Annotated in this window: 10 protein-coding genes; 9 read left to right on the forward strand and 1 reads right to left on the reverse strand. The window is 48.9% G+C overall.

All coding sequences use genetic code 11. From position 1 onward, the window contains the following. Window positions 1-82: 82 nt before the first annotated feature. The gene (locus RQP52_RS16795; RefSeq protein WP_315952952.1) at window positions 83-1186 is read right to left on the reverse strand and encodes a GGDEF domain-containing protein; all 1104 of its coding nucleotides are present in this window, start codon (window positions 1184-1186) and stop codon (window positions 83-85) included. A gap of 36 nt (window positions 1187-1222) precedes the next feature. Here RQP52_RS16795 and RQP52_RS16800 point away from each other — a divergent pair, with 36 nt between their 5' ends. The 9 genes from RQP52_RS16800 (at window position 1223) to RQP52_RS16840 (ending at window position 13325) form a co-directional block, all read left to right on the forward strand. Continuing rightward, window positions 1223-3520 (forward strand): ATP-binding protein, encoded by a 2298-nt coding sequence (locus RQP52_RS16800; RefSeq protein WP_315952953.1) that lies wholly within the window; start codon window positions 1223-1225, stop codon window positions 3518-3520. 118 nt (window positions 3521-3638) lie between these two features. Further along, window positions 3639-4217 carry a DUF4255 domain-containing protein gene (locus RQP52_RS16805; RefSeq protein ID WP_246069387.1) on the forward strand — a complete coding sequence of 193 codons (579 nt, stop codon included), beginning with the start codon at window positions 3639-3641 and terminating at the stop codon, window positions 4215-4217. A gap of 12 nt (window positions 4218-4229) precedes the next feature. Next, window positions 4230-5033 carry a peptidase associated/transthyretin-like domain-containing protein gene (locus RQP52_RS16810; protein WP_315952954.1) on the forward strand — a complete coding sequence of 268 codons (804 nt, stop codon included), beginning with the start codon at window positions 4230-4232 and terminating at the stop codon, window positions 5031-5033. 125 nt (window positions 5034-5158) lie between these two features. Next, window positions 5159-6892, forward strand: a complete 1734-nt coding sequence (locus RQP52_RS16815; protein ID WP_315952955.1) for a phage tail sheath family protein — start codon at window positions 5159-5161, stop codon at window positions 6890-6892. A 42-nt stretch (window positions 6893-6934) separates the two neighbouring features. Further along, a complete protein-coding gene (locus RQP52_RS16820; protein ID WP_127458508.1) occupies window positions 6935-7369 on the forward strand; it encodes a phage tail protein in 435 nt (144 codons plus the stop codon). 85 nt (window positions 7370-7454) lie between these two features. Further along, a complete protein-coding gene (locus RQP52_RS16825) occupies window positions 7455-7832 on the forward strand; it encodes a phage tail assembly protein (RefSeq protein WP_127458507.1) in 378 nt (125 codons plus the stop codon). A gap of 20 nt (window positions 7833-7852) precedes the next feature. Then, the gene (locus RQP52_RS16830) at window positions 7853-8032 is read left to right on the forward strand and encodes a DUF6760 family protein (RefSeq protein ID WP_315953119.1); all 180 of its coding nucleotides are present in this window, start codon (window positions 7853-7855) and stop codon (window positions 8030-8032) included. 7 nt (window positions 8033-8039) lie between these two features. After that, entirely contained in the window at window positions 8040-8483 is a 444-nt protein-coding gene (locus RQP52_RS16835) for a phage tail protein (RefSeq protein WP_127458505.1), read from the forward strand. A gap of 42 nt (window positions 8484-8525) precedes the next feature. Beyond that, window positions 8526-13325 (forward strand): coiled-coil domain-containing protein, encoded by a 4800-nt coding sequence (locus RQP52_RS16840; protein WP_315952956.1) that lies wholly within the window; start codon window positions 8526-8528, stop codon window positions 13323-13325. The last annotated feature ends 19 nt before the right edge of the window (window positions 13326-13344 follow it).

Below are 13344 nucleotides of genomic sequence, written 5' to 3' on the forward strand. Positions count from 1 at the left end.
CATTTGATTTTGGTTATTATTTTCCTATTTCACCAAAATCATGTATGCGAATATAAAAAAACTGAGAGCTTTACGCCCTCAGTTACCCCGTGTATGGATCGGATAAATAGGTATGAATGCAATTTTTTCCATTTCTCTTAGCGATATATAAACACTCATCCACCTGTTGAAACCAGGCTTTCTTCATTGTGTTGCGGTTATAAGGCGCGAGTCCTATGCTCATCGTCAACGGCCGCCCTGGCATCTCCGGGATTTCGGTTTCACGGATGATCTGCATGAAGGATTCGCATACTGCAAGTACTTCCTCGTGGGTCTTGCCTACAAACAGCACGGCAAATTCCTCGCCACCGTACCTGAACGACATATCGTCTGGCCCCAGCATATCTTTGAGCAACCCGCCAATCGTTTTGAGTACAACGTCCCCGACCCAGTGTCCGTAAGTGTCATTGATTTTTTTGAAATTATCGATATCCATCAGGGCAAGCTCCAACGGCGTATCATAGGGCATATGCGAAATGAGATGGTCCGTATGCTCTTGAAAGGAGCGATGGTTGAACAACTCCGTTAGTGCATCTACCTTGGAAAGCCGGTCAATCATGACGTTGCGAATGAGCAGATCCTGCTCACGCAGAGTGGAAGCTCCAAGCTGTGCATGCAGCGTACGGCCTTTCCTCATAATGGCGAAGCAGACAAGTGCTGTAGCGGATAGAACGGTGAGTGTAACGATAAGTTCAGAAGGCGTAATGAGATAACCTTTGTACACCTGACTAAGTACTAAGGCGGTTAAACTTGCAAGACCTAAACTATAAGCGAAAATAATATACTTCTTTTGAAAATAAACAGAGGATAAAATAATCGGAATGCTAATTAATTCGTAAGAGCTCATCAGCTCAGGGATACACATAATATAGATACAAACCATGGTCATGGTCCATATAATCATGATAAAATCACTGTATCTTTTGAGCAAATGAATGGCCAGATAACCGGCGCCCATGAGGGCAAGCTGCAAGCCAGTCGGAATGACTTGAAATTGCAGGAAGCTATGAAGCCATTGGGTAGGCTGTCCATAGATATCAAAGAGAAAACCGATCATAGCTGCTACTTCATAGATGAGCAAGATCCACCATAGAAGATGGATGAGTTTTCGGTTCCAAATATGATCGTTTTCCGGAAGTTGTTCCATCAGAAAAAGGCCACTTTCCTTTCGTGCTAGCAAATAGTGGAAATATTTTTTGTGCCTTGTGAGACCATTGTAAAGAATAACCACCCGATTAGGCAAGCGATGAAAATTATTAATAGAAACACCAGGAGGGCTATGGCAGCTCAAGGTTATATACACGCATGGGAACATTATAAAGACGAGCTCGTTTTGCTGGATAAAAAGCTGGAGCTTCTCTATAAACGTCGGCAGAAGCTTACCCCCGATCCGCAGACGGATTCGTTTCGCGGGATGTTTGTGTCCGAAGATGAATTCATTCGTCTGATTGGCGAACAGGAGACAGACGAGGACCTCCTGGAGGAGGAACAGGTTCTCTTGGAGGACATTCATGAGATGGAAGCTTACATAGCCGGAAGGCTTGAAGAAAGCCGGAATACAGGCGTATTTCTGCCATTGTCGTATGCAGCCTCCGTGTTCGGGCTTTCCGCAATGGAGGAGCGCTTCGTCATGTTAGGGCTTGCGGTGGAATTAGACCGTAAATATGAACGTATCTTCGGTTTCTTGCAGGACGATCTGACCAGTAAGACGCCTAATATCTCTTTGGCGCTGCAAGTTGCATGCAGCAGTCCGGAGGACATGCGGGCTGCGCGAACAACTTTCATGGCTCCTGAAGGAAAGTTGGCGCGGTACATGCTGCAGCGCGAGGAGCAGGAAATCAGAGGCCAGTCGCTGCTCTCTAAGCCGCTGCTGCTGGACAAACGAATTATAGCCTTCCTGCTCGATTCCGGGGAGGTCGACCCGAAGCTAAAACCGGCGGTCGAGATGGTGTATCCGGACGACGAGCTGGCCCCCTTGCTCGTTCAAGAGGATTTTCAGCAGCGACTGCAGGGCTTCATTCGCGAGGAGCAGCAACTGCCGGCAGCTGAGCGCAAAAGGCTCGCATTCCACCTCTGGGGGAATGCGGGCGCAGGCAAGAAGCTGCAGGTCAAGCACTTCAGCAGCCATTTCAACAAGCCGCTGCTGATCGCTAGTCTTGCGGATGTGCTGCTGCACGCCGCAAGCTTTGAGGAGCAGGTGAGCGCCATCGTGCGCGAGGCGATCCTGCACCAAGCCGTGCTGTGCTTCACACGGCTGGAAGAGCTTTACCCCGAAGAGCCGGATCTTGCGGCGCAGCAGCGGCTCGGGCGGTTTCACGAGCTGCTCGACGGCTACGGCGGCATGATCTTTTTGTTAGCTGGCAAATACAGCCGGCTAAACTGGAAGCCCAAGGAGAGACTGCTCCTTGAGCATGAACTGCAAGTGCCGGACGAAGGCGGGCGCGAGCGCCTTTGGACGGTATTCGCGCGCGAGCTCGGAGTGAGCGCGGGGCTGGATGCCCGGGTGATGAGCGGAAAATTCCGCTTCACCCCGGGGCAAATTCATCGCGCGCTGACGCTTGCGCGTGGATACTCCGCCTGGCAGCGTGAGCCCCAGGCGGAAGCCAACCCGGCGGCGCTGCGCACCGATGCGCTCTATAAAGCGTGCTACCAGCAGGTGCAGCACAAGCTGGAGCGCAAGGCGACACGCATTGAGCCTCGCTATCAGTGGGCGGATATCATTCTCGCCCCTGAGCAGAAGGATCAGCTTCGCAATGCGTGCAATCAAGTCAAATACCGTGGCGTCGTGTACAACGACTGGGGATTCGAGAAGAAGCTGGCCTACGGCAAGGGGCTCAGCATGCTGTTCGCCGGGCCGCCGGGCACAGGGAAAACGATGTCTGCGCAAGTGGTGGCCGGCGACTTGCAGCTTGAGCTTTACAAAGTCGATCTGTCGCAAGTGATTAGCAAATATATCGGCGAGACGGAGAAAAATCTGCATGAGATTTTTGAAGAGGCGCAGCTTAGCAATGCCGTGCTGTTCTTCGATGAAACCGATGCCCTCTTCGGCAAACGGTCGGAAGTGAAAGATTCGCATGATAAATATGCCAACATTGAAACGGCCTACCTGTTGCAGAAGATGGAAGAGTATCAAGGCATCACGGTCCTCGCTACGAATCTATTAAATAATATTGATGAAGCGTTCCTGCGCCGGATCAACTACGTGATTAAATTTCCATTTCCCGATAGCGAGTATCGCGAGAAAATTTGGCAATCCATGTTCCCACCGGCGGCGCCTCTTAGCGATGATGTCGATTTCCGATATTTAGCGCAACGGTATGAAATTGCCGGAGGAAACATTAAGAATGTCGTCCTCTCGTCCGCCTTTCTTGCCGCAGAAGCGGGCGAACCGATTCGGATGCAGCATATTATTAAATCCATTCGCCATGAGCTTCAGAAGTCGGGTAAAATTTTGGCCAAACAGGAATGGGAAGATTATTAGAAATTAATATAACTTTCTATAGTCAGTCTAGCGATTTGCAATTATAATAGAAAAAGGTACACGATGTGACATATTCCCTACCATTTCAACACATTTCATAGGTATTTTGAGGCAGGAAGTGATTCCTATTGGTGATTATTCAGTCATTGCCGATGTAAGCGCATCTTTAGTAAAGCTGCTTAGAGAAAACATGACACCGGATCCCATTCCGCAACCGGAAATGATCGGGCTTGCTTCGCCTGTCGATAAAGGGGATTTCTACTTATCTCTTTATTTGTACAACGTTCGCGAGAGCGGGGATAACCGGCAGACCCACATGATTGCCCGTGGGACGACACAGATTCAATATCCTCCTATGGTGGTGGATCTCAGCTACTTGCTGACGGTGCATTCACCGGCTGAACTTCAATCCAGAGCGCTCGATGAGCATCGGATTTTGGGACGAGCCATGCAAGTGCTCTATGATCATTCTATTCTTAGAGGTTCAATGACCGTAGGAACGCTTGCTGAGAAAGACGAAGAAGTTCGCATCGTGATGGAGCCGCACAAAGGCGAAAGCATCCTGAATATGTGGAACTTTGCAGACACCCCGTACAGGCTTTCTGTCAGCTATACAGTGGGACCTGTCAATATTGATTCAACCCGCATCAAGACCACCAAAAGAGTTTCGGAAACCGATTTTCGCATACAAGGCTAGGGGGCAATGGTTGTGGAACATATTCGCGTATCACGATTGAAAACCCGTGTATCCTTAGTAGTCTGCGTAATCGATGGCATGACCTCACAAACTCCTCTTGGCAACAACACGACCACCGTATTTCTAGAAGGCACCCGTTCGAAAGCAATTAGTAAATCGAATGGTTCCTATATATTTAATGATTTACCGCCCGGTGAATACCGTCTTGTGGTAAGCAGCGAGCACTATTTTCAAGAACAGACTCTAATTACTATAGGAACCGACAATTTAATAGAGGTTGTTCAGTTAAAACCGCTGCCTTCCTATCCGTTTTCCCAAGGGGCTGGACTCATCCGTGCCATGCTTCAGGATGCGGATGGAGCTCCAGAGCGTAATGCCAGTTTGCAGGCCACGATTCTAACCGAAGAGTGCGCAAGGGCTCGCGTTATGGCAGAACAACTGGATAAGGGAGCGGAAGAGATAACACTAGGGGCATTTACAGGTGTTATTTCTGCAGGTGATACATACATACTTCGAGGACGAGGTGCTAAAGCCGCAGAGGAGATCATCCAGATTGCGGAAGTTGTCGAGCATCAGAAACGCTTTCGGTTGAAGAAAAAGCTGACTAAAGCGTTTGCTAGAGGCTCCCTTTTGCTGCCTGTCCAAGAAACACGAGTTACAGAACGCGGAGAGGCTGTGATTGCTTTTCGTGGCAATCGAGTTTCGGCTTTTCAGACAGCATTGGTCATTACATATGGTTCTAACAAGCATTTGACGAAGGAAGTTCTTGTAACGGAAGGAACGACCGCCAATCTTGGCGTTATTCGTCTGACCTAACCCTAATTAGTAGAATGGACACGTCCATCTTCTATACAAAAATGACAAGCAGAAAGGAGAGAACTGGTTTCACGTCTATGGCTGCGCAATTGATATGAATGCCATATTGACGGAACTGGGGAACAATGGCTGACTATTTATCACCTGGAGTCTATGTGGAAGAGTTTGACAGCGGTGCACAACCGCTTGAAGGTGCAAGCACAAGTACGGCCGGGTTTATAGGGCTTGCGCAAAGAGGGGAAATTGAAGGTGTCCCTCAATTGGTAACGAGCGTAGCTGATTTTCATCGTTTATTCGGCAGCTACTTGTCCGAGAACGAATTCGGTGAGTATCGCTTCCTTTCTTACGCTGTTGAGCATTTCTACTTAAACGGAGGTTCCCGCTGTTACGTTATGCGTGTAGCGCCAACCGATGCCAAAGTAGCAACGAACAAAGCGGAAAGCAACAAAGAATCCGCTGTTCTCCAAATTGCTTCCAAAAACCCTGGAACATGGGGCAACCAAGTTCGTATCGTTGTTGTGCCATCGAGCAAAGCCAAAACACAAATCTACGAAGTGCTCAGCGAAACGCAATACCGTGTGAAAAATAACGCTGGCTTTAACGTAGGCGACGTTGTTGCTTTCGAAGCGGCTGGCAAAAAGCAATACAGTAAAGTCATCGCATCCCAAGATAACATCATTGAGCTTGCTGTAGAACTGGAAGGCGATGTTGTAGACGCTGGTCTGCTTCCTGCTAAAGTTTTGACGACTTGCGAATTTACTTTGCATGTATTCTACGGCGATGAAGCTGAGACTTACGAGAAAGTATCCTTGAACATCTCAGCAGCTAATCATATTGAGAAAATCGTTTCCCGTTCCAACATCATTACGGTGAAGGATTTGACGGAGGGTAAAGATCTTGGCGCTGTCGCTCCTTTCGAGGTGCTTTCCGGCGAGGATGAATCCGTTGGGAAATTCCAAATCGCCCTGTCAGGCGGAAGCAACGGTTCCATCGCGCAAGTAACGCCTGATATCTTCATGGGTGTAGACCGTGGACCTGGTAAACGTACAGGAATCCAGTCTTTTATCGACAACGATGTTGTCAGCATCATGGCTATTCCTGGTGTAACGGAGCCTACCGTTCAGCTTTCTCTGGTTGCTCACTGTGAAAACCTAGGCAGCCGTTTCGCTGTTCTTGACATTCCGCGCGAGAAAACCAAAGTTGCCGACGTTATGACGCACCGCAACATTTTTGATAGTTCTTACGCAGCGATGTACAATCCATGGCTTCAAGTGTTCGATCCATTAGATAAAAGAAATATTTCCATCCCGCCATCAGGGTCTGTTATCGGTATTTACTCCCGTTCCGACCAAACGCGTGGCGTACAAAAAGCGCCTGCTAACGAAGTCGTTCGCGGTGCCGTTGGTCTGGACTGCCAATATAACAAAGGCGAGCAAGATATTTTGAACCCGCAAGGCGTTAACTTGATTCGTGCTTTTGCCGGACAAGGAATTCGCGTATGGGGTGCTCGTACAACGTCCTCTAACGGATTGTGGAAATATGTTAACGTTAGACGTTTGTTCATCTTTATTGAAGAGTCCATCAAGAATGGCACGAACTGGGTCGTTTTCGAACCGAATGATGAACAGCTTTGGGCTCGCGTACAACGTACCATCGATGCGTTCTTAACGCGTGTTTGGAGAGACGGCGCTTTAATGGGCGGAAGTCCGTCCGAGGCGTTCTACATTAACATTGGCCGCAGCACAATGACACAGGATGACATTGACAATGGCCGACTCATTTGTGTGATCGGGGTAGCACCGGTGAAACCTGCCGAGTTCGTGATCTTCCGTATTACTCAGAAAACAAGAGAAGAATAGTTGAAACGTTAGATATTTCTTACATTAGGAAAGGGGTATAACATGGCTGGCGAACGTAGGGATCCATACCGCAATTTTAGATTTAGAATTGAAGTAGAAGGAATTCAGCAAGCTGGATTCAGTGAAATCTCCGGATTTGACGCTTCCCTTTCGGTAATTGAATACCGTGAAGGCAATGAAACGATTACACCTCGGAAGCTTCCGGGGCTTGCAAAATACGGTAACATCTCACTGAAGTGGGGAGTTACTGACTCCATGGATATGTACAACTGGATGTCCGAGTCCATTCAAGGGAAAGTTTCCCGCAAAACGGTTACGATCATCGCGATCAACGAAGAAGGCGGCGACGTAGCCACTTGGCAGGTTATTGAAGCATGGCCGTCTAAGTACTCAGCACCAAGCTTCAAAGGTACAGGCAATGAAGTTGCCATTGAGAGCTTAGAGCTTGCTCATGAAGGTATGACACGTACGAAGTAACGATTGTTAGAGTAGGCGCCGGAGCAGCAGTCTCCGGTTCCTATCTCTTCTTTTTTTCAGCTTAAAGCATAAGGAGGAAACCATCATGGCTTTCAAAACAGAATACGAATTCGAACTGCCTAGAGGATATGTCGATGAGAATGGTAACCTGCACAAAAGAGGCGTTATGCGCTTAGCGACAGCTGCAGATGAAATCCTGCCTATGCGTGATCAACGCGTTCAGCAAAACCCCGGTTATCTGACTATTATCTTGTTAACGCGTGTCATTACGAACCTTGGCGATCTGCGTGCTATTGATACAAGAGTCGTTGAGAAATTTTTTACGGCTGATCTCGCATTTTTGCAAAATTTTTATCGTCAAATTAATGAAATGGAAGTGCCGAGAGTGCACACGAGTTGTCCGAAATGTGAGCATGAGTTCGATGTGGACGTGTCTTTTTTGGACGAGATGGCGGGGGCATAACCGGATATCCCATTGACAAGATCTATGAGGAAGCGGGCTTTATTGCTTACTATTTTCATTGGACGCATGATGAAATCATGTCAATGGAACACAAGGAGCGCCGAACGTGGTGTGAGGAAATTTCCCGCATCAACCGCAATTTGAATGACGAGGGTAAAAAGCAGCCTGACAATCCGTTTGATGTGTTCGGTAAGAGGTGAGTAACAAGTGAAAATATCCAAACCGCATAATGTTGGCAGCGCATTTCGATTTGTAGTAGAGCTTGACGGGCTGATCGTTGGAGGTTTCTCTGAAGTGACCGGCATGAAGTCGGAGACGGAGGTAAAGCCGTTATGGGAAGGTGGCGTCAATTCGCACCCCCACTACATGATCGAACATACGAAGTATCCGAACATTGTGCTCAAAAGAGGCATCACCAATTCCAGTGAACTGTGGGATTGGTACGATAGCGTTACTCAAGGCAAAATCAAACGAAAAAACGGCTCCATTATCCTGCATAATCAGGCGGGAACGGAGATGTGCCGTTGGAATTTCTTTGGGGCCTTTCCCGTGAAATGGAACGGACCGGATTTGAACGCCACCAGCGGAAGTGTAGCAATCGAGTCTATCGAGCTGGTACATGAAGGTTTGAAGACGATTTTTAAAAAGTAAAGAAGACGCAAGTTAACGCCACAACGCTTAGGGGGATTGTTTATGAAATCTCGACAATCAAATAAACCCCAGGTGAAGAGGAAAAAGGCCAAGAAAGCTATTTGGCAGACTTCGACGGCGAACAGCAGCTCCGCAGGTCGTACAGCAAGGGAATCCAATCAATTTGCGACAGGGATTGTTGGCAAATATGGTTTTTGGCGAAACAACTATTTAGGATTGCTAGCCCTTATTTTTAAACAAAATGGGAAACACACCCGCAAACAATTAGCGGCATTAACAGATCCGAGTGATCGAGCATGGGTTATCCAGTTGGAAATGCTTTTGCAAAGTTTGCAGCATCCGGAATCGGCACCGCTCATCACGAAGCAACAAACCATTCGTCAGATTGAGCAACTTATGACGAATGCCGGATATAAGGTTCCGGCAGCCCAAGCGTTATCGCACAGATCTTCAAGTCCATTGGATGCAACTACGGCTCATTTGCAAGATGAGCAGCCGACTGAGAAGCCGGTTAAGAAGAGAGGGCGCAAAAGCAAAAAGCAGCTCGAAACGAAGTCATCCGTTAACCATATAAATGATCCGCAAATGATCCCTGAATTTTCGCATGAGAAAAGGATCAAACCTGAATTAATTAATCACGTTAATAAAGGAAGCTTACCGTTAATCAACCGCTCGATTGGGCAGATTGCTGCTTCGATAGGGATGGTTGGCAGCAACCGGCGTCCGATGCCGGAACAGCAGTCGCAAGTGGTAAGCAGACATCAACATACAACTCAAAATATCAACATACAGCTTAAAAACATCCACCTTTCTCATAGAAATGTCTTCCATGAAAAAGGAGATCAGTCTGCAACTCGCACTGGTTTGAATAATGCAGCTAAGACCAGTCATATTAACGTGGCTAATCATGTAGAGGCTATTCAACAAACCTCGCGTTTACTCGAACAGTTTCAAGAGGGCAAGTCATCTGTGGGAGTTTTGGAAAAACAAGGTGCTGCTTCTTTTACTGTGCCGAGTGTAAGGGTAAGTTCGAGTGCAAATGGAAGTGTAAATGCAAGTAAAAATGCAAATACAAATGCAAATACAATTGCAAGTTCCGGTCAGCCTTCTGTTTTGCAGATAGCCAAACAATATTTAAATGGCGTAGTTCAGCCTCGGTTGGTCAGTAAGATGCAGCATCAGCAGGCATTTGAAGACGTGGCAACTACAAGCTTATCGGCATCGTTTCCAAAATCACTGCCAAAGCTTGGTGAAGGCCCCTTTTCGACAGGGACAGCACCGGCTACCGTACAATTTATCAATAGTTTGCTAGTAAGGAACGCTTCACAGGAGGCGGCAGCTGCGGCTTCAATAGATTCAATTCCGACATCTCGTGGAAGCGATGTGAGAGTGGAGCGCAAACCTGAGGCTTCAACATCCAAAGGTTTCCTGACAGCGAGTAAGGTTCCTGTTGCGATCAATGCGTCTCGCTTAACATCAACCATTCCCTTTGCTATGCACGCAACAGCTAATTTAACTGCAAGCGCTGAAGCTTGGGGAGGCGCGTCGAGTTCACAACGTGTGTGGCGAAAGCCACAAGGACAAGAGCAAGCACGGATGGATGCACAAGTTCAAGCGCAAGAGCAAACACGCATGCAGGAACGATTGGAGATGCAGGTGCTTGAACGCGAGAAAGTGCGGGTGCAGGAGCAAGAGCGGCAGGAACAGGAAAAACAACAACAGCTGCAACAACAAGAGCAAGATCAGGCTAAAGAACATGAGAGAGTGCTTGCCCAGCAGAGTGTAATTAATCAGCATGCCGCACAGCTTCAGGAGCAATTGCAGAGTTTGCAAGAGCAAATGAGTCAGGGGGATGAGGCTCAGAATCAGCAGAATCAGGCCGAAACCAATTGGCAAGTTAGCATAAGCGATCAAGAGCAGGGTGTTGTTCGGGATCATCGACTAGCGCAAGAGCAAGAGCGCGCGAGAGATCAACAGAGGTTGCAAGAGCAAGAGAGAACGCTAGATCAACAGAGGTTGCAAGAGCAAGAGAGAACACTAGAGCAGCAGAGAGTACAAGAGCAAGAGAGAACGCAAGAGCAGCAGGGAGTGCAAGAGCAAGAAAGAGCACAAGAGCAGCAGGGAGTGCAAGAGCAAGAAAGAGCACAAGAGCAGCAGAAAGCACAAGAGCAAGAAAAAGCTCAAGAGCAACAGAGAGCCGAAGAGTTAGAGAAAACACAAGAGCTACAAAGCGTGCAGGAGCAAGAGAAAGCTCGGAATTTAGTGCAAATTGATGTGCAAACGGAAGCTCTTCAGCAAGGAAACAGGCAGCGGTCTAAACAAGTGTTGAATCATGCAGATGATGATCCGACGGTTAGGCAGAGAAATAGTGAGTCAAGGAATGTCGGAGCAATTTTCAGGAATGGGAAGCTCACTGACGAAGTAAGCGCAGTTCACCAAATGGTACGCACAGCGGGCAAAATGGGACAGCGTTCCATAATGGAGCACCCCGAGCAGCCTATCGTTAATCATGAGATTGGACACAAGCTTATTCATAGAAAGCCCAGCGCCATGGAAAATGGTGCAGAAGCAGCTGTGAAAATCCAAAGCAATGAAAAAGTGCTGCAGCAGCTTCTCCATAAACAAAGACAGCAATCTTCTAATGATTCAATTGTTGGAAGTACATATACAAACCCTAATCTTTTGATTAGAGATAGATCAGATAGAATTGATTTTACCGCCATGACGACTCACAAACCGCGAATGTTGCGGGGGGAGAGCAATCAGCGGAAGCATGAGATGACTCATGTTGAGAACAGACAGCTGATTAGTCAACCAAGCCAAATGGGTAGGCCAATGGATTCGGTGAAACAAGTCGGGGGAAGTCGACCTAAAGCGGGGGATATTGTATCCTCAGGACAAGGTGTATACCAACCTTCAAACATAACTTCTGAGATATCTGCAAATATAGCTAAAAAGGCTGAAAACAGCGTAGCGAAATTGGGTTCAGCAAGTCCGCTTGACGGTTACCGTGCTAGTCTGCAAGCAAGTACGCGACTTCAGGAGGCAGAGCGCATTTTCCGCTCTCCAGCAAGTAATGAACGAAGCAGCGCCCATCTCGAACAGCATGTCGAAAACCAAGTGGCTGAGCGCGATGCTGATGTTGTGCAAAGCACCTTATCGCCTGTCAACTTAGCTTCTGAGATATCTGCAAAAATCGCAGAATCCAGTATCTCGAAAATAGGTTCCATGTTTACCGAGATGTCGGCAATCAATGATGGAAATAGATGGAATGGACGCATAGTCGATGAAAATCCTGAACGATCCGCTGAAGGTATTAGGTCAGGTCAGGCAAGAGGATCAAATACTTTCGGAAGGATTGTTGAAAGGATTTTCCGTAAACCGGCTGAGCAGCCAACCGATTCATCATTACCCCATGAACAAGCTGGACGCAGCCAATTAATAGTGGACTCAAGTGAAATAGGATCGAATGATTGGACTCAAAACGGCCGGTCTTCGGGAGATTTTGCAGCTGAGATTGCTTCCAAAATAACGGAGAACAGCTTGAAAAGCATGGGGCCAAGTCTTGCACCGGCAGCAGCGGCAATAGGGATACTGCGGAACAGGCAAGCAGATACAGTATTGGTACAGCAGTCACCGGTATCGGCTGTCCAAGCCATTTGGAGACAAAGAGAGGGACAGTCTTCTCTGGATAGAAAAATGGAACCGGAAAGCATTAGCCGTACAGTGTACGTTAAAGAATTTATAGAAACAGCAGCTACAGCTGCAAGCGACTCATCTCCTGGAATCGTTCGGAGAAGACCCTCCAGTGCCGCTAGAGAATTGGAAACTTCAGTTTCAATGGTAGGTAGAGCGACCAAAGGTTCACCGGATGAGCGAGCTTCAACTAGCCTAGGCCGAGTAGAGACGTTAGGCTCAAATCTGGTGGATGCAAGCAGATCAACCGAAGTGCATCGACTAATGGAAGCGGAGGCACGTGCGAAGCTTCAACTGCAGGCAGGGAGCGCAATGCAATCGCGGAAGCAGCCTGCCATGGGAGTTAGGCGCGGTGCGCAAGTGGAGCACATTCAGCGGCAAACCATAGCCGCTGAAAGCGAACGCGCGCTGCGCGCAAGATCTGGTTCGCTCAATCAGTCGGAAGCCGGCAGCTTCCTGTCTGATTCCGCAGAGCGAACCATCAGGGCCATGAGCGCGCTGGAAGAAGCGCGCGCTCAGGCGGAGCAGCCCGCTGCCGCTTCGCGGGCAGCGGCAAGAGCAGACGCGCGCACGCCCCGCGCGTCGATGGCTCGCCAGCCCGCCAGCATGACACCGCGTGTCATGCCGCTGCTGGCGAGCAGCGCAGGAGCGCGCATCGCTGCTCCTGCGGGAAACGCTGCGGCTTCGCCTGCCGCAGCGGTACACCTCCTGCCCGCCCACGGGACGGGCAGCTTCACACAGGCGGCTGCCCTAGGCAGAGCCGCCGCCAGCACCGGCGCCCCGCAAGCGGGCGGCGCGCCAAGCACCCTGCTGCCTAGCTTAGGCAGCATCGCATCTGCGAGGCAGGAGCACCTGGCCTCGCACCTGCCAACGCTGGAGCACAAGCAGGCTCCAGCGGCTCCTGTACCGAACAGCGCGTTGGCGGATGCCCCGCTGGAGATGGACTGGCTGCGCACCAAAGCGAGCGCAGACGAGGCCCAAACCCCGGCGGCGCCGGTTCCACAAGCGCCGCCGGAGCTGAGCAGCGAGCAGCTGCAGGAGCTCATAAAGCAGATTCCGCAGCTGGATGTCACGAAGATTGCGGATAAGGTATTCCGCGAAATCGAGAAAAGAATGAAGTTCGAACAGCAGCGGCGTGGACTTTAAATTTTAACCATAACAGTTT

Source organism: Paenibacillus violae, from assembly GCF_032461945.1.
Classification (GTDB): Bacteria; Bacillota; Bacilli; order Paenibacillales; family NBRC-103111; genus Paenibacillus_E; species Paenibacillus_E violae.

What these genes read in the sequence shown, in the direction of transcription:
- RQP52_RS16795 (WP_315952952.1), bottom strand. Translation starts at nt 1,186, where the DNA reads ATGGAACAACTTCCGGAAAACGATCATATTTGGAACCGAAAACTCATC.
- RQP52_RS16815 (WP_315952955.1), top strand. Translation starts at nt 5,159, where the DNA reads ATGGCTGACTATTTATCACCTGGAGTCTATGTGGAAGAGTTTGACAGC.
- RQP52_RS16820 (WP_127458508.1), top strand. Translation starts at nt 6,935, where the DNA reads ATGGCTGGCGAACGTAGGGATCCATACCGCAATTTTAGATTTAGAATT.
- RQP52_RS16825 (WP_127458507.1), top strand. Translation starts at nt 7,455, where the DNA reads ATGGCTTTCAAAACAGAATACGAATTCGAACTGCCTAGAGGATATGTC.
- RQP52_RS16840 (WP_315952956.1), top strand. Translation starts at nt 8,526, where the DNA reads ATGAAATCTCGACAATCAAATAAACCCCAGGTGAAGAGGAAAAAGGCC.